Raw genomic sequence first — 16,132 nt, forward strand, 5'->3', positions numbered from 1 at the left:
AAGGTCAAGCCTCGCGGGCAGCGGCCCGGGGCGTGACATCGACAGTCCCGGCCGGACCGTCTAGACGCTTCGAAGGCGCAAGCGGAGGATTGAACGCCCATGACGGATTCGGCGACACTGAAGACCATGGCCGGCAAGGCCGCGCTGGCCCATGTCGAGGACGGCATGCGCCTCGGCATCGGCACCGGCTCGACCGCCGAAGCCTTCGTGCGGGTGCTCGCCGAGCGGGTCCGCGACGGCATGAAGATCGTCGGCGTGACGACCTCGAACCGCACCGAGGCGCTGTGCGCCGAGCTGGGCGTGCCGACCGAGACGCTGGAGACCGTGCCCGAGCTCGATCTCACCATCGACGGCGCCGACGAGGTCGACGCTTCGCTGCGGCTGATCAAGGGCGGGGGCGGCGCGCTCCTGCGCGAGAAGATCGTCGCGGCCGCGTCAGAGCGCTTTCTGGTGATCGCCGACGCCTCGAAGAAGGTCGAGACGCTGGGCGCCTTTCCGCTGCCGATCGAGATCAACGGCTTCGGCATGATCGCCACCTATCTGGCCATCCGCAAGGCGGCGGCCGGGCACGGCCTGGAAGGCGACATGATCCTGCGGCGCAGCGGCGACGAGCCCTTCATCACCGACAACGGCCACCTGATTCTCGACGCATCTTTTGGCCGCATTGGCGATCCAGAAGCCCTCTCGCAGGCCTTGTTCGCGGTGCCTGGCGTCGTCGAGCACGGCCTGTTCCTCGGCATGGCGAACACCGTGATCCTGGCCGGAGACGACGGGCTGGAAACGCTCGAAGCCTGAGCATGGCGGGCGCCTCGCGCCGTGCCTGCGACCGGCTTCCCCTTGCCAGCATGCTGCCAGTTCCAATACTCAAGCGCCGAACGCATCCGACCAGCGTCGGAGCGAACCGAACGGAGACAGACGTTCATGATGTTTAGTCGAGTGACACGCCAGGGCCGCATCGCAGCCGCCGCAGCGCTGCTTCTGGTGCTGCCGGCCAACGCCATCGCCCAGGAATACACCGAATCCCATCTCGCCGCGGCCCGCGACACGATCGAGGCCATCGACGCGACGGACCAGTTCGACAATATCCTGATGAATGCGGCAACGCAGACCAAGTCGGAACTGATCCCGAACAATCCCGACATGGAAGAGAAGATCTCCGCCATGGTCGACGACCGGGCGCTGGCGCTGGCGTCGCGCCGGGCGGCGCTGGAGAACGAGGTCGCCCGCGTCTACGCCAAGCTGTTCACCGAGGAAGAGCTGCGCGCCATCGCCGATTTCTACCAGTCCGAGCCCGGCAAGAAGCTTCTGGCGCAGGGCCCGACGGCTACCCGCGAGATGATGGCGGCGGCGCAGGTCTGGAGCAACGGGATCGTCCGCGATCTGCGCGAAAGCGCCTTCCAGGGCATGAACGAGCTCTACGGCACCGCCGGCGACGCGCCGTTGAACGGCGAGGCCCAGGCGCCGATCGAGCCGATGACGCCGGCCGACGCCGCGCAGTAAAGATGCGGCGGCACTGAAGGGCGGGTTCGGCCGGAGCGGCCGTCCGTCATCGTGCCGATATGACGTCCGTCGATCCTGCGGCGCTCGCCGCACGCTTTGGCGACAGACGACGATGCGCCGCAAGCGCGACCGTTTCGACGGCGGTCCGGATGACGGCGGCGACAGCAGCGGGAGCGCCAGCGTGAGCGGCAACAGCTACGACTACGACCTCTTCGTCATCGGCGGCGGCTCCGGCGGCGTGCGCGCCGCGCGGCGCGCGGCCATGCTCGGCAAGCGGGTCGCCATCGCCGAGGAATACCGCTTCGGCGGCACCTGCGTGATCCGCGGCTGCGTGCCCAAGAAGCTCTTCGTCTATGCGTCGCAATTCTCCGAGGCGCATGAGGATGCGGCCGGCTATGGCTGGTCCTTCGGCGAACGCTCCTTCGATTGGCCGACCCTGATGGCCAACAAGGATCGCGAGATCGAGCGGCTGGAAAACCTCTATGCGGCCAATGTCGCCAGGACCGGGGCGGAGATCTTCAACAGCCGCGCCGTGCTCGAGGGCCAGCACGAGATCCGGCTTCTGGCCGACGATCGCGTCGTCACCGCCGACCAGATCCTCATTGCCGTGGGCGGCCGGCCGAACCCGCATCCGGGCCTGCCCGGCGCAGAACACTGCATCACCTCCGAGGAAGCCTTCCACCTGACGGAGCTGCCGAAGTCGATCCTGATCCTGGGCGGCGGCTACATCGCGGTCGAATTCGCCAATATCTTCCACGGGCTCGATGTCGAGACGACGCTGGTCTATCGCGGCAAGGAAATCCTCAACGGCTTCGACGACGACCTGCGCCACGAGCTGCACCAGGCGATGGTCGACAAGGGGCTCAACGTCATCTGCCAGGATACCCTCGTGGAGGTGAAGCAGCTCGACGACGGCCGCATGGAGGCGCGCTGCGACAGCGGCGAAGTGCGGGTGGTCGACCAGGTGATGCTGGCCATCGGGCGCAAGGCGAACACCGAGAATCTCGGCTGCGAGGCGGCCGGCATCGATCTCGATTCCCGCGGCGGCATCGTCGTCGACGATTATTCGCGCACCAGTGTCGAGAACATCTGGGCCCTGGGCGACGTCACTCACCGGGTGCAGCTGACTCCGGTGGCGATCCACGAGGCCATGTGCTTCGTCGAGACGGCGTTCCGCAACAATCCGACGAAGCCGGACTATGCGACGATCCCGACGGCGGTGTTCTCGCAGCCCGAAATCGGCACGGTCGGGATCACCGAGGCCGAGGCCTGCAAGACCTATGACGAGATCGAGATCTATCGAACCTCGTTCCGGCCGATGAAGAACACGCTGTCGGGCCGCAGCGGCAAGATGATGATGAAGCTGATCGTCGACGCGGCGTCCCGCAAGGTCGTCGGTGCCCACGTCCTCGGGGCGGATGCCGGCGAACTCAGCCAGGCGCTCGGCATCGCGCTGAAGGCGGGCGTCACCAAGGACCAGTTCGACGCGACGATGGCGGTGCATCCGACGGCCGCCGAGGAACTGGTGACCATGTACGAGCCGAGCTACCGGGTCCGCGGCGGCGAGAAGATCACCGCCTGAGGCGGGATCCTCAGGCCGGCGAGGGGGGCCGGACCGGCTCCACGCCGGTCAGCAGGTAGTCGGTTACGACCGGCCAGAGGCTCGTCTGCATGTCGCGCCGGAAGAAGCCGTTGTGGCCGATCGGGCCACCGGCGTCCCGCGGCGACAGCCAGATCTCCGACAGCTCGGCATTCTCGAAGCGCTGCAGCAGCGCCCCGACGGCGGCCGGCGTGCCCCATGGATCGTCCTCGATCCCCACTGACAGCAATGGCAGCCGGACATCGGCGAAGCGTTTGGCTTCCGGGACGGCCGGATCGCCGAAGAAGAAATCGCGCCGGCGGCACCAGCGCGCCCAGTCGCGAAAGACCGGGCCGGCCAGCGCCGTGCCGAAGCCGATCGAACCGGGAATGCGACCGGTCAGCCGCGACATCGGCACGCCGAGAAGGTTCATCCGGGCGAACACCGACAAGGGCTCGCGGGTGCGCCCGTACCAGCCGTTGAGAGAGGCGACCATCACGTAGCGGTCGAACCGCGCCGACAGCCCGCTGAGGCCGATGGCGAGCCCGCCGAAGGAATGGCCGATGCCGACGACCGGCCCGGAACCGGCAGCCGCTTCCAGCGCGGCGAGGGCGGCCGGAAAGTCCTGCGTGCCCCAATGCTGCATCCGGTATGCGCCGGCGCCCCGATCGCGGGCGGAAGCGCCGATGCCGCGATAATCATAGGCGAGAACGGCGCGGGCGCCCTGGTCGACCAGATGCTGGGCGAAGCCGCGATAGAAGCGGCGCTCGACGGCCGCAGCCGCCGAGATCAGCACGGCCGGCCCGCCGCCCGCCGGCTCGGCGCGAAACAGCGTCGCCGGCAGCGTCACGCCATCGGCCGTCGTCAGGGTGAGGTCGCGCCCGCCAACGGAGCGGGCGGAGGCGGAAGCAGTCGCGGCGATATCCATGCCGCCAATGTGTCCAGTCTTCCGTTTACGTCAACGTTTAAATCGCGATGGGGCACACCGCGCCGTCGGTCACGCTGCTGCGACGAGGGGGCCGCCGCTCTTGATCTGCGCGCCCATTCCGTTAGAGCCGCGCCATGGATATTCACGACGATCACCCGGACCTGCCGCGGCTGGCCGCCGAGGGGCGGGTCGTCGCCTATTTCGGCTATGGCTCGCTGGTCAACCGGCGGACGCTGCGCACGAAGTTCCTCGGCATTCGCCGGGCCAGCGTAGCCGGCTGGCAGCGCTTCTGGCTGCCGCGCGACGCTGCCGCAGAGATGGCGCTCTTGTCGGTCAAGCCGAACGACACCCATGCCATCGACGGCGTCGTCGTCTACGATCTCGCCGACCATCTGCCGTCGGTAGACGAGCGCGAGGCCGGCTATGCCCGCCGGATCGTCGATCTCTCCAAGCTCACGGTGGACGGACCGCCTGTCGCCGACATTCCGATCTATATCTACGAGGCGCATCGCGGCGCGGCCGATGCCGGCGATCTGCAGGCCGCGATCCTGCAGAGCTATCTCGACGCGGTGATGCAGGGGTTCCGGACCCTTTACGGCGACGACGGCCTGCGCCGTTTCGTCGACGAGACCGAAGGCTTCGAGACCCGGGTGCTGCGTGACAGAGCGGCCCCGCGCTACCCGCGTCCAGTGACGCTGGAGCCCGGGGAACCCGAGCTCTTCGACCGGCTTGTCGCGGCACGCGGGGCCCGGCTGATCGATCCGGATCCGGCCGTCTGACGCGGCGGAACCCGAGAAGGATGACAATTTCGGCCGGACATGCTTAAACGCGGCCCCGGCCGGAGCGGATGGTCAGATCGTGACGTCCACGGCCGCAATTTCGCAAAGCGAAGAACGAGAAGAACGGCCGGCGCGCACCGGTCAGGAGTGATGTGATGGCGAAGGACTGGACCCCGTCGAGCTGGCGCAACATGCCGATCGAGCAGGTACCGGACTATCCGGATCCGGCGGCGCTCGCCGACACCGAGAAGCGTCTGGCGACCTATCCGCCTCTCGTTTTTGCGGGTGAGGCGCGCAAGCTGACCCGTTCGCTGGCCGAAGTCGCAGAAGGCCGCGGATTCCTCTTGCAGGGCGGCGATTGCGCCGAGAGCTTCGCCGAGCATGGCGCGGACAACATCCGCGACTTCTTCCGCGCCTTCCTGCAGATGGCCGTCGTCCTGACCTTTGCGGCTTCCCAGCCGGTGGTGAAGGTCGGCCGCATCGCCGGCCAGTTCGCCAAGCCGCGCTCGTCCAACAACGAGACCCGCGACGGCAAGACGCTGCCGTCCTATCGCGGCGACATCATCAACGGCATCGAGTTCGACGAGGCCTCGCGGATTCCGAACCCGGAGCGCCAGGAGATGGCCTACCGGCAGTCGGCGGCGACGCTGAACCTGCTGCGTGCTTTCGCTCAGGGTGGCTACGCCAATCTCGACAACGTCCATCAGTGGATGCTCGGCTTCGTCGGCGGCAGCCCCGAGGCGGAGCGCTACCGGGCGCTGGCCGACCGCATCTCCGAGACGATGAACTTCATGCGGGCGATCGGCATCGACGCGGAGAGCCATCCCTCGCTGCGCGAAACGGATTTCTTCACCAGCCATGAAGCGCTGCTGCTTGGCTATGAAGAGGCCATGACCCGGGTCGATTCGACCTCCGGCGACTGGTACGCGACCTCGGGCCACATGATCTGGATCGGCGATCGCACCCGCCAGGAAGACCATGCACATGTCGAGTTCTGCCGCGGCATCAAGAACCCGATCGGCCTCAAATGCGGCCCGTCCATGGAGCCGGATGCGCTGCTGCGCCTAATCGACAGGCTGAACCCGGACAACAAGGCCGGCCGGCTGACGCTGATCACGCGCTTCGGCCACGAGAAGGTCGAGGCGCATCTGCCCAAGCTCGTCCGCGCGGTCGAGCGGGAAGGGCGCAAGGTCGTGTGGTCCTGCGATCCGATGCATGGCAACACGATCACGCTCAACGACTACAAGACCCGGCCCTTCGACCGGATCCTGTCGGAGGTGCAGACCTTCTTCGACGTCCACCGGGCGGAAGGCACCCATGCCGGCGGCATCCATATCGAGATGACCGGCAAGGACGTGACCGAGTGCACCGGCGGTGCGCGGCCGGTGCTGGCCGAGGATCTGTCGGATCGCTACCACACCCATTGCGATCCGCGCCTCAACGCCAACCAGGCGCTGGAACTGGCCTTCCTCGTCGCCGAGCTGGTCAAGAAGGACCATGCCGAGGACGCGGCCCGCAAGGTCGCGGCCGGCTGAGGCTCATGCCGCTTCGCGCCGTCCGGCAACGGCCGGCGCACAGGATATGATGGGAACCGGGCGCAGCGATGCGCCCGGTTTTCGTTTGAGGGGTGGACGGTCTGTCGGGATATGCGGGCCTGCCGCCGCGGCCATGACGGGGTAGGCTGGGGCACGAACGGAGTTCCCGCCATGTCCGCGATGCCGACGCTCTTCCTCTCCCACGGCGCCCCCGATACCGCCGTCGCCGACACGCAGGCCGCCGCCTTCCTGCGGAGGCTTGCCGCCGACCTGCCGGTGCCGCGCGCGATCGTCGTCGCCAGCGCCCATTTCGAGCGTGCCGGCCGCGTCGGCGTCACGAGCGATGCGGCGCCCGAGACGATCCACGATTTCGGCAATTTCGATCCGCGGCTGTTCCAGATGCGCTACCCGGCGCCGGGCGATCCCGAACTGGCGCAGCGGATCGTCTCCCTTCTTGCGGAGGCGGGGTTCGTCGCGGAAACCGTCGCCGGGCGTGGCTTCGACCACGGCACCTGGGTGCCGCTCCTGCTGGCCTATCCGGGCGCCGACATTCCTGTCGTGCAGGTGTCGGTCGATCCGACGCGCGATGCCGCCTATCATCTGGACCTCGGCGCGGCGCTCTCGGATCTGCGAGACGAGGGCGTGCTGGTGATCGGCTCGGGGTCCTTCACCCACAATCTGCCGGAAGCGTTCGACCGGATCAGGCAGGGCATCAGGATCGACGCGACGCCCGACTGGGTGACGCAATTCGTCGACTGGATGGGCGACCGGCTCGTTGCCGGCGACCGGGCGGCCCTGGCGGACTATCGCCGACAGGCGCCCTTCGCCGAGAAGAACCATCCGACCGACGAGCATCTCATGCCGCTGCATGTCGCACTCGGGGCGGCGGGGCTAGGCGCGACGGGCGAATGGCTGCATGCCAGCCGGGATTTCGGCGTCCTGTCCATGGACGCCTTCGCGTTCCGCTGACGACGGACATGGGAATGAGCACGCAGGTTCAGCAGCGATGAAGCAGAGTTTCGACCTCGACACCCGCACCGGCCTTCCGGTCGATCTGACCGAACTCCTGCGGAAATACCCGCGGGAGACATGGACCGATCATGCCAATCTCGGCGCGACGGCCCGGTTCTGGCTGCAGCGCCACGACATGTTCCGCGAACTCGGCGCGGCCATGCAGGAGGCGCTGTCGCAGCACCGCGAGGGCAAAGTGGCGCTCGACCCGTTCCGCCGCTGGTTCGCGCCGCGGCTGCAGTTCTTCCTGACCCAGCTCGAAGAGCATCACCAGATCGAGGACCACCATTACTTTCCGGTCTTCGTGCGCGCCGAAACCCGCCTCGCGCCGGGCTTCGAGCTCCTGGAGAACGACCACGAGGTGATCCATGCGGACCTGATGGCGGTGGCCGAAACCGCGAACCGGTTCCTGGCCGAGGAGACGGGCGGTGGGGCGGTGCCGCCGGATGCAGCGCGCTATGCCGGCGACGCCTATGCCGAAGCGAGCGGACGGCTGCTCGATCGTCTCGTGCGGCATCTCGCCGACGAGGAGGACCTGATCATTCCTCTGATCCTGGACCGCGGAGAGGCTGCGATCGGGATTTGATCCGGGCGAGCTTGGAGGGCAGCCGGCGCTGGTCGTCATCCGGGCCGCGGCCGTTGCGCACCCGGCTGATGAGGGCTGGTCCCCATTGCCGCCAGGCAAACCACAGGGTCAGTGCGACGGCGATCACCGCCAGCGTGATGCCGAGACCGCGCTCCATGACTTCCAGCCGCGCGAAGACGGAGCCGATGGAATAGCCGAAGACATAGCCGACGCTGGTGAAGATGCCGGCCCAGAGCGCCGCGCCGATCAGATTGAGGATGGCGAAGCGGGCGATCGAGATGCGCGACAGGCCGAGTGCGATCAGCCCCGGCATGCGCAGGCCGTAGATATAGCGGTTCACGATGACGAAGAACGCCTGGTAGCGCTCGACGAGCTGCAGCGCCTTGGCGAATTTCTTGCGGCTGCGCCAGCGCGCCACCCAGCGGTGATTCGACGAATAGCGGGCGAAGAGGAACACGGCGAAATCGCCGATGAAGGAGCCGACGAAGGCCAGCGCGATCATCATCTGGAACGGATAGGTGCCGCGATAGGCCAGAAACCCGCCGATGATCGCAAAAACCTCGCCTTCGAAGAACGTCCCGGCAAGGACGATGATCGGTCCGAATTCGGAAATGAGGCGCAGGATTTCGTACACGTGGGCTCCGAACATCGCGGCGAAAACGGCGTGCAGCCGCCGACCGTCCCGTCGCGTTCCAGTCTGGCGGCGCTTGTTGCAGAGTTTTGAGGCGCAAAAAAGTGGCTTCGTGCGTTCTCGTTATGCACGGTGTCGCAGCGGTGCGGTCCGCGGTGCCTCAGGAACCGGCCGAAGCGCCTGCGCGTCCAGTGGGCTCGCATGCAGATTGCCGGCTTGCTAAGGGGCGGCAACGCCATCCCGCAAGGCGCGGCGCGGCGACAACCGGAACAGGCTGACGATGCCGCACGACGACAATCTCAACGGACGGCTGCGGCTCGCCATGGCCCAGATCGCGCCGATCCCCGGTGACATCGCGGGCAATCTCGCGAAGGCCCGGGCGGCGCGCGGCGAGGCGGCCCGCGCCGGGGCCCAGCTCGTCGTCTTTCCCGCAGGCTTCCTGGCCGGCTCTCCGCACCCCGACATTCTGCTCGGCGCCGCCTTCGTGTCGGCCTGCATGGACGCGGTCGACCAATTGGCGGCCGACACCGGAGATGGCGGGCCGGGCCTCGTGATCGGCTGCCCGCGCCGCAGCGATGACGGCGTGTACGATTCGGTCGCTGTCCTTGATGCCGGGCGCATCCTGACCTGGCGCGACCGGGTCGACGTGCCGCACGCCCGCAGCTTCGAGGCGCCGCCCGCCTACCGGGCCGGACCCATGCCGGGCCCGGTGGCGTTTCGCGGCCTGCGCCTCGGCACTCCCATCGGCGACGATGTCTGGGGCGATCTCGACGTCTGCGAGACCCTGGCCGAATCCGGCGCCGAGATGCTGCTGGCGCCTAGCGCCAGGCCGTTCCGCCGCGACGGGATCGACCGGCGCCACCAGGCGGTGCTGCGGCAGGTGATCGAGACCGATCTGCCGCTGGTGTTCATCAATGGCGTCGGCGGGCAGGGCGATGGCGTGATGGACGGCGGCGGCTTCGTCTTCCAGGCCGACCGGACGCTGGCGTTGCAATGCCCGCAATTCGAGGCCGGGCTCTTCCTGTCCGACTGGCAGCGGACCGAGGCGGGCTGGCGCTGCGAGACCCGGGAGGTGGTCGATCTGCCGGGGCCGGAGGAAGCTATCTGGCGCGCCTGCGTCTGCGCCATTCGCGCCCATGCCGAAGCGCAGGGCGCGGAGACGGTCGCGCTCGCACTGCACGGCGACGCCGAGACGGCGATCGTCGCCGCCATGGCCGTGGACGCGCTGGGACCGTCGCGCGTGCAGGGCCTGCTGACGCCGGACGCGGACAGTGACGCTGCCGATACGGACGCGGTGAGGACCGGCGCCGCCGCGCTCGGGATTGCGTGCCATGCCGTGCCAATGGGGCCTGTTTTCACGGCGATGGCGGCGGGCGACGAATTGTCGGGCGTCGCCGCGTCGAGAGCAGCGCGCGCGCAGATGCGTGGGGCCTTGCTTGTCGCCCTGGCCGAGCGCACCGGCGCGGCTGTGCTCGGGGCGGCAAGCCGGACGGCTTTGCGCCTCGGCAACGGCGAGGCCGATGGCGTTCTGGCCGCCGGATTGAACCCGATCGCCGATCTCTCGCGCAGCGATCTCGCCGACCTTGCACAGTGGCGCCGCGGCGATCGTCCTGCCGACTGTCTTGGCGCGGACCGGATGCCGATTCCCGAATGGCCGGTTGCTGCGCCGCCGGGGACGCCGACAGACGACGCAGGCGCGCAAGACGCCGAGACGGTCGTGGAGCGGCTTGCCGCCTGCGGCGGGGATGTCGATGCAGTCGTGGCGGCGGGGTTCGACCGGGCAATGGTACAAGCGATCGTCCAGAAGCTGATCCGGACTGCGCTGCGCCAACCGCCGGCCACGCCCGGCCTCAGGCTGGATACGAGAGCCGCCCGACCGCGCACCCGCCGCATCTGACGGCCGCTTCGCCGGCCGACACGCAAGGAGAAGACCCGATGGAGATACCACCACCCGATACGCTCGCCACCGTCGGCGTTGCCGTCGGGGCGCTGTTCATGCTGCGGTATTTCCTCGTCATGCGCCGCATCTGGAAGGCGACGGGGCACCGCGCGAGCTTCCAGTTCGGCGACTATTTCCAGGTGCTGCGGGCCGGGGCCTTCGGTGCCGAGCTCGAGCCCGAACGCCGCTATGCCGCGCGCCAGCTCGGGTTCGGTGGCGTCTTCCTGATCGCCGGCCTGCTGCTCTTCGGCTGGTTGCTGGCGACGGGCATGCCCATTCGCGTCGCGGTCTGACCCTCGGGGGACATGGCCGGCTGACGCTCTGCGATGTCGCGGCGGGGGCGCTCTGGCGCGCGCGGCCTCGCAAATGCTAAGGGAGGCGGTCTTTTCCGCCGCGCCGCCTTCGGGCCTGCCCGGCGATGCCGCCTACGGCCCGGAGTTCCATGCAGTTTCTGACCTTCATCGGCACGAATGCGCGCTGGCTCGGCGGCGGCTTCCTCCTGTGCTTCTTCTCGTCCTTCGGACAGACCTTCTTCGTCTCGCTGTCGAACGGTGACATCCGCCGCGACTACGATCTGACGAATGGCGAGTTCGGCATGATCTACATGCTGGCGACCCTCGCCAGCGCCGCGACGCTGCCGTTTCTCGGCTGGACCCTCGACCGCTATCCGGCCTGGCGGGTTGCGGCGGTCACCGTCGTCTGCCTCGCCATCGCGACGCTGGCCATGGCAGTGTCGAACTCGGTGCCGCTCCTGATCCTCGCCATCTACCTCTTACGCCTGTTCGGCCAGGGCATGATGACCGAGATCTCCATGACCACGACCGGGCGCTGGTTCGCCGCCAATCGCGGCCGGGCCATGGCGCTGGTCACCCTCGGCAATCATGCCGGCACCGGCTTCTTTCCGCTGATCTTCGTGCTCGCCGCCGGTACCTTCGGCTGGCGCGGCACCTGGGTCGCGAGCGCCGCGATCCTCATCCTCGTCGCGCTCCCGACCATCGTCGCGCTGGTCCATCGCGAGCGCGATCCCCAGTCCGAGCCGCCCGGAACGCCGATCCCGAACGTTGCCGACTGGACCATGGCCGAGGTCCTGCGCAGCCCGCGTTTCTACCTCGTCTCGATGAGCGTTCTGGCGCCGCCCTTCATCGGCACGACCCTGTTCTTCCATCAGGTCTATCTGACCGAACTGCGCGGCTGGTCGCTGGAGGTCTTCGCCGCCGGCTTCGCGGTGATGTCGGCGGTCACCGTCGTCTTCGCATTGGTCTGCGGCTGGATGGTCGATCGCTACAGCGCGCTCCGGCTGCTGCCCTATTTCCTGATCCCGCTAGCGATCGCCTGTTTCATCGCGGCCAATTTCACCGCCGAGGCGGCGATCTTCGTCTTCATGATCTGCCTTGGCGTGTCGAACGGCTTCTCCTCGACGCTGCTCGGCGCCCTCTGGCCCGAGCTCTACGGCGTCAAGCATCTGGGTGCGATCCGCTCGCTGACCGTGGCTCTGATGGTGCTGGCCTCGGCCCTCGGGCCGGGCGTCACCGGCATCCTCATCGATCTGGGCGTGCCGTACCCGCTGCAGATCGATGCGATGGGCGTCTATTGCCTTGTGATGACCATTGCCATGGCGCTGCTTGCCGGGCGGCTGGCGCCGAAAGCGAATCTGGGCACCGCGCCCGTACCGGGGGCAAGCCGCACCGTCGACCGCATCGACCCGCAGCCGCACGAGACCTGATCGGCCCGTCGCCACCTGTGCCGATTGCCACCCGGCGCGGCGTTCGCTAGGTCGAGGCCATGACCGTCACCGTCCGCTTCGCGCCGTCGCCCACCGGGCATCTGCATATCGGCAATCTGCGCACCGCGCTGTTCAACTGGCTGTTCGCGCAGCGGCAGGGCGGCCGCTTCGTGCTGCGCTTCGACGACACCGACAAGGAGCGCTCGCGCACCGAATTCGCCGACCAGATCGCCGTCGATCTCGCCTGGATCGGCCTCGCGCCCGATCGCGTCATCCGCCAGTCCGAGCGCCTGGCGCTCTACGATGCCGCCGCCGAGCGGCTGAAGGCGGCGGGCCTGCTCTATGCCTGCTACGAGACGCCGGACGAACTCGACCGCAAGCGCAAGCGGCTGGCCGCGCGCAATCTGCCGCCGGTCTATGGCCGCGAGGCATTGCGCCTGAGCGACGACGAGCGGCTGGCACTGGAAGCCGAGGGGCGCAGGCCACACTGGCGGTTCCTGCTGCCGAACTTCGCCGACGATCCCTTGCAGCCCCAGCGCACCGAGATCCACTGGGACGATCTGGTCCGCGGTCCCCAGACCGTCGATCTCGCTTCGCTGTCGGACCCGGTGCTGATACGTGGCGACGGCAGCTATCTCTACACCCTGCCGTCCATCGTTGATGACGGCGATGTCGGCGTGACCCATGTCATCCGTGGCGACGACCACGTCACCAATACCGGCGTCCAGATCGCCATCTTCCGGGCGCTGGGCCTGACGCCGCCGGTCTTCGGCCACCACAATCTGTTGACCACGGTCTCGGGCGAGGGGCTGTCCAAGCGCTCGGGCGCGTTGTCGCTGGTCTCGCTGCGCGAAGCCGGTCTCGAACCCATGGCGGTGGCGTCCCTCGCGGTGCTGGTGGGACTGCCGGGCGCCATCGACGCCCTGCCGGATCTGCCGGCGCTGGCCGAGCGGATGCAGTTCGAGGGCAGCTCGCAATCGGCGTCGAAGTTCGATCCGTCCGAGCTCGACCGGCTCAACGCCGACCTCGTCCATGCCATGCCCTACGCCGATGTCGCGGACCGGCTCGCGGCCATGGGCGTACCGTCGGAAGACGGCGAGGCGTTCTGGCTGACGGTGCGGGCCAACTGCGCGCGCGTCGCCGATGCGGCGGAATGGGTCGAGGTGGCCTTCGGCGATCTCGACCGGACGCCGGAGCTTTCGGAGGAAGACCGGCATTTCGTGACCGCGGCGCGCGACAGCCTGCCAGAGGGCGCGTTCGGCCCCGAGACCTGGCGCGAATGGACCGGCGCCCTGAAGCAGGCGACCGGGCGCAAGGGCAAGGCGCTGTTCATGCCGCTGCGCCTGGCGCTGACCGGCCGCGACCACGGGCCAGAACTCGCCGCCCTGCTGCCGCTCATCGGCCGGCAGCGCACGCTCGCCCGCCTCGGTTAGGTGAGCGCCCGGCAAGGATTCGCCGGGCGCATCTGATCAGTCGCTGAGCTGCACCGCCTGGGCGGTCGCGATGGCGGCCATGTTGACCACGCCGCGCGAGGTCACCGACGGCGTCATCACATGGGCCGGCGACGAGACGCCGAGCAGGATCGGTCCGACATGCAGGGCACCGGTCATCTCCTTGACCACGTTCAACGTGATGTTGGCGGCATCGATATTCGGGAAGACCAGGAGATTGGCTTCGCCCTTCAGCGTCGACTGCGGCATGGTGCGCTCGCGCATCGTCGTGTTCAGCGCCGAATCGCCATGCATCTCGCCGTCGACTTCCAGCTCCGGCGCCCGCGCCTTCAGCATCTTCACGGCGTCGCGCATCTTGCGGGTGGCGCTGGTGTCGTCGGAGCCGAAATTGGAGTGCGAGACGAGGGCGACCTTCGGCTCGATGCCGAAGCGGCGCATCTCGGCCGCCGCCAGAAGCGTCATCTCCACCAGATCTTCCGCCGACGGATCGCGCTGGACATAGGTGTCGAGGAAGAACTTGGTGTCCTCCTGCGAGATCAGGAGGCTCATGGCGGCGAATTTGTGCGCCTCGTCACGCACGCCGACGACTTGGCTGATGTCGCGGACATGGTGCGGAAAGCGCCCCTCCAGCCCGCAGACCAGCGCGTCGGCCTCGCCGCGCGAGACAGCGACAGCGCCGATCACCGTGGTGTTGGTGCGCACGATCGTGCGGGCGGTGTCCGGATTGACGCCCTTGCGGCCGACCTTCGAGAAATAATGGTCGACATAGTCGCGGTAGCGCGGATCGTCCTCGGGGTTGATGACCTCGAAATCCTCGTTCGGCCGGATGCGCAGGCCGTAGCGCTCGAGCCGGGCGGCGATGACGCCGGGACGGCCGATGAGGATCGGCGCGCAGATCTTCTCTTCCAGGAGTACCTGGGCGGCGCGGAGCACCCGCTCGTCCTCGCCGTCGGAGAAGATCACCCGCTTGCCGGAATCCGTCGCGATGCGGAAGATCGGCTTCATGATCAGCCCGGAGCGGAAGACGAAGCGGTTCAGCCGGTCGAGATAGGCCGGCATGTCCTCGATCGGCCGCGTGGCGACGCCGTCGGCCTCGGCGGCCCTGGCGACGGCCGGGGCGATCTTCAGGATCAGCCGCGGATCGAAGGGGGCGGGGATCAGATAGTCCGGGCCGAAGACCGGCGTGTCCGAGCCATAGGCCTTGGCCGCGACCTCGGAGACCTCCTCGCGGGCCAGCGCCGCGATCGCGTCGACCGCGGCGGTCTTCATGCCCTCGGTGATGCCGGTGGCGCCGCAGTCCAGCGCGCCGCGGAAGATGTAGGGGAAGCACAGGACGTTGTTGACCTGGTTCGGGAAGTCCGAGCGCCCGGTGCAGATCATCGCGTCCGGTCGCACCTGCTTGGCGAGGTCCGGCATGATCTCCGGCTTCGGATTGGCCAGCGCCATGATCATCGGCTTGGCGGCCATCTTCTCCAGGAGCTCGGGCTTCAGGACACCGCCGGCCGACAGGCCGAGGAAGACGTCTGCCCCGTCGATGACCTCGGCGAGGGTCCGCTTGTCGGTCTTCTTCGCATAGACCGCCATCCAGCGGTCCATCCGCTTCTCGCGGCCCTCATAGACCACGCCCTCGATGTCGGTGCAGGTGATGTTCTCACGCTTGGCGCCGAGCTCGACCAGGAGATTGAGGCAGGCGATCGCCGCCGCGCCCGCGCCGGAGGTGACGATCTTGGCGTTCTCCAGCGACTTGCCCGCCAGCATCAGGCCGTTGCGGATCGCTGCCGCCACGATGATCGCGGTGCCGTGCTGGTCGTCGTGGAAGACCGGGATCGCCATGCGCTCGCGCAGCCGCGACTCGACCTCGAAACATTCCGGCGCCTTGATGTCCTCGAGGTTGATGCCGCCGAAGGTCGGCTCCATGGCCGCGACGACGTCGCAGATATGGTCGATCTCGTGGGCGTCGATCTCGATGTCGAAGACGTCGATGTCGGCGAATTTCTTGAACAGGACCGCCTTGCCTTCCATCACCGGCTTGGAAGCGAGGGGGCCGATGTCGCCGAGACCGAGGACGGCGGTGCCGTTGGAGACCACGCCGACAAGATTGGCACGGCTGGTATAGATCGCCGCCAGCGACGGATCGGCCTCGATGGCAAGGCACGGCGCGGCGACGCCCGGCGAATAGGCCAGCGCCAGATCGCGCTGGTTGCCCAGGGTCTTGGTCGCCTGGATCGCCAGTTTTCCGGGCTTGGGATAACGGTGATAGAAGAGGGCCTGTTCGTCGAGATCGCCCATGTTCGGCCGATCCTTGGCGGTTTCCTGTTCGGACATTCCTGCTCCTCCATCCCGGCGTCGCCGCGCGATGATGGCGGCGGCGACGTGTCGCGCTTCTTCTAACGTATCGATCCCGGCAGGCAACCGGACCGCGCCGCTCGTCCACCGCAGGAAGCGAGCTGCCGGAGCGTCACACGACTGC

Annotated in this window: 14 protein-coding genes; 11 read left to right on the forward strand and 3 right to left on the reverse strand. The window is 68.0% G+C overall.

What is annotated here, in order from left to right; translation table 11 throughout:
• The first annotated feature begins 99 nt into the window (after window positions 1-99).
• The 3 genes from rpiA to gor all read left to right on the forward strand — a co-directional run bounded on the left by rpiA (window position 100) and on the right by gor (window position 3,082).
• Complete coding sequence (gene rpiA, locus N7I30_RS19485) at window positions 100-795, forward strand: ribose-5-phosphate isomerase RpiA (protein WP_498640862.1); 696 nt, start codon at window positions 100-102, stop codon at window positions 793-795.
• Window positions 796-921: 126 nt separating this feature from the next.
• Entirely contained in the window at window positions 922-1,500 is a 579-nt protein-coding gene (locus tag N7I30_RS19490) for a DUF2059 domain-containing protein (protein WP_228240917.1), read from the forward strand.
• A 181-nt stretch (window positions 1,501-1,681) separates the two neighbouring features.
• Entirely contained in the window at window positions 1,682-3,082 is a 1,401-nt protein-coding gene (gene gor / locus N7I30_RS19495) for a glutathione-disulfide reductase (RefSeq protein WP_228240915.1), read from the forward strand.
• A 10-nt stretch (window positions 3,083-3,092) separates the two neighbouring features.
• On the opposite strand, the gene N7I30_RS19500 is transcribed toward gor, so the two are convergent.
• Window positions 3,093-4,007: an alpha/beta hydrolase family protein gene (locus N7I30_RS19500; protein ID WP_498640863.1), complete on the reverse strand. Its 915-nt coding sequence runs from the start codon at window positions 4,005-4,007 to the stop codon at window positions 3,093-3,095.
• Between the two features lie 134 nt (window positions 4,008-4,141).
• Between N7I30_RS19500 and N7I30_RS19505 the strand changes: the two genes are divergently transcribed.
• The 4 genes from N7I30_RS19505 to N7I30_RS19520 all read left to right on the forward strand — a co-directional run bounded on the left by N7I30_RS19505 (window position 4,142) and on the right by N7I30_RS19520 (window position 7,918).
• Window positions 4,142-4,786, forward strand: a complete 645-nt coding sequence (locus N7I30_RS19505) for a gamma-glutamylcyclotransferase family protein (protein WP_277025007.1) — start codon at window positions 4,142-4,144, stop codon at window positions 4,784-4,786.
• A gap of 155 nt (window positions 4,787-4,941) precedes the next feature.
• A complete protein-coding gene (locus N7I30_RS19510) occupies window positions 4,942-6,321 on the forward strand; it encodes a class II 3-deoxy-7-phosphoheptulonate synthase (protein ID WP_228240911.1) in 1,380 nt (459 codons plus the stop codon).
• 171 nt (window positions 6,322-6,492) lie between these two features.
• The gene (locus N7I30_RS19515) at window positions 6,493-7,290 is read left to right on the forward strand and encodes a dioxygenase family protein (RefSeq protein ID WP_228240910.1); all 798 of its coding nucleotides are present in this window, start codon (window positions 6,493-6,495) and stop codon (window positions 7,288-7,290) included.
• Between the two features lie 37 nt (window positions 7,291-7,327).
• A complete protein-coding gene (locus tag N7I30_RS19520; RefSeq protein WP_228240909.1) occupies window positions 7,328-7,918 on the forward strand; it encodes a hemerythrin domain-containing protein in 591 nt (196 codons plus the stop codon).
• On the opposite strand, the gene N7I30_RS19525 is transcribed toward N7I30_RS19520, so the two are convergent.
• Entirely contained in the window at window positions 7,872-8,552 is a 681-nt protein-coding gene (locus tag N7I30_RS19525) for a DedA family protein (RefSeq protein WP_009209888.1), read from the reverse strand. The genes N7I30_RS19520 and N7I30_RS19525 overlap by 47 nt on opposite strands.
• Before the next feature lie 277 nt (window positions 8,553-8,829).
• Between N7I30_RS19525 and N7I30_RS19530 the strand changes: the two genes are divergently transcribed.
• From N7I30_RS19530 to gltX, 4 genes are all read left to right on the forward strand, one after another.
• A complete protein-coding gene (locus N7I30_RS19530) occupies window positions 8,830-10,446 on the forward strand; it encodes a nitrilase-related carbon-nitrogen hydrolase (protein ID WP_498640864.1) in 1,617 nt (538 codons plus the stop codon).
• A gap of 38 nt (window positions 10,447-10,484) precedes the next feature.
• Window positions 10,485-10,781, forward strand: a complete 297-nt coding sequence (locus N7I30_RS19535; protein ID WP_491390327.1) for a hypothetical protein — start codon at window positions 10,485-10,487, stop codon at window positions 10,779-10,781.
• A 149-nt stretch (window positions 10,782-10,930) separates the two neighbouring features.
• Window positions 10,931-12,211, forward strand: coding sequence for an MFS transporter (locus tag N7I30_RS19540; protein ID WP_228240902.1), 1,281 nt, complete (start codon window positions 10,931-10,933; stop codon window positions 12,209-12,211).
• A gap of 59 nt (window positions 12,212-12,270) precedes the next feature.
• Window positions 12,271-13,644 carry a glutamate--tRNA ligase gene (gene gltX, locus N7I30_RS19545; RefSeq protein WP_277021708.1) on the forward strand — a complete coding sequence of 458 codons (1,374 nt, stop codon included), beginning with the start codon at window positions 12,271-12,273 and terminating at the stop codon, window positions 13,642-13,644.
• Between the two features lie 36 nt (window positions 13,645-13,680).
• Here the strand turns inward: gltX and N7I30_RS19550 are convergent, their stop codons facing one another.
• Window positions 13,681-15,987 carry an NADP-dependent malic enzyme gene (locus N7I30_RS19550; protein WP_228240900.1) on the reverse strand — a complete coding sequence of 769 codons (2,307 nt, stop codon included), beginning with the start codon at window positions 15,985-15,987 and terminating at the stop codon, window positions 13,681-13,683.
• Between the last annotated feature and the right edge of the window lie 145 nt (window positions 15,988-16,132).

Source organism: Aurantimonas litoralis (assembly GCF_026153195.1).
Classification (GTDB): domain Bacteria; phylum Pseudomonadota; class Alphaproteobacteria; order Rhizobiales; family Rhizobiaceae; genus Aurantimonas; species Aurantimonas coralicida.

Coding starts and splice junctions, on each gene's coding strand:
- rpiA (WP_498640862.1), top strand. CDS start 100: ATGACGGATTCGGCGACACTGAAGACCATGGCCGGCAAGGCCGCGCTG.
- N7I30_RS19490 (WP_228240917.1), top strand. CDS start 922: ATGATGTTTAGTCGAGTGACACGCCAGGGCCGCATCGCAGCCGCCGCA.
- N7I30_RS19500 (WP_498640863.1), bottom strand. CDS start 4,007: ATGGATATCGCCGCGACTGCTTCCGCCTCCGCCCGCTCCGTTGGCGGG.
- N7I30_RS19505 (WP_277025007.1), top strand. CDS start 4,142: ATGGATATTCACGACGATCACCCGGACCTGCCGCGGCTGGCCGCCGAG.
- N7I30_RS19510 (WP_228240911.1), top strand. CDS start 4,942: ATGGCGAAGGACTGGACCCCGTCGAGCTGGCGCAACATGCCGATCGAG.
- N7I30_RS19515 (WP_228240910.1), top strand. CDS start 6,493: ATGTCCGCGATGCCGACGCTCTTCCTCTCCCACGGCGCCCCCGATACC.
- N7I30_RS19520 (WP_228240909.1), top strand. CDS start 7,328: ATGAAGCAGAGTTTCGACCTCGACACCCGCACCGGCCTTCCGGTCGAT.
- N7I30_RS19530 (WP_498640864.1), top strand. CDS start 8,830: ATGCCGCACGACGACAATCTCAACGGACGGCTGCGGCTCGCCATGGCC.
- N7I30_RS19535 (WP_491390327.1), top strand. CDS start 10,485: ATGGAGATACCACCACCCGATACGCTCGCCACCGTCGGCGTTGCCGTC.
- N7I30_RS19540 (WP_228240902.1), top strand. CDS start 10,931: ATGCAGTTTCTGACCTTCATCGGCACGAATGCGCGCTGGCTCGGCGGC.
- gltX (WP_277021708.1), top strand. CDS start 12,271: ATGACCGTCACCGTCCGCTTCGCGCCGTCGCCCACCGGGCATCTGCAT.
- N7I30_RS19550 (WP_228240900.1), bottom strand. CDS start 15,987: ATGTCCGAACAGGAAACCGCCAAGGATCGGCCGAACATGGGCGATCTC.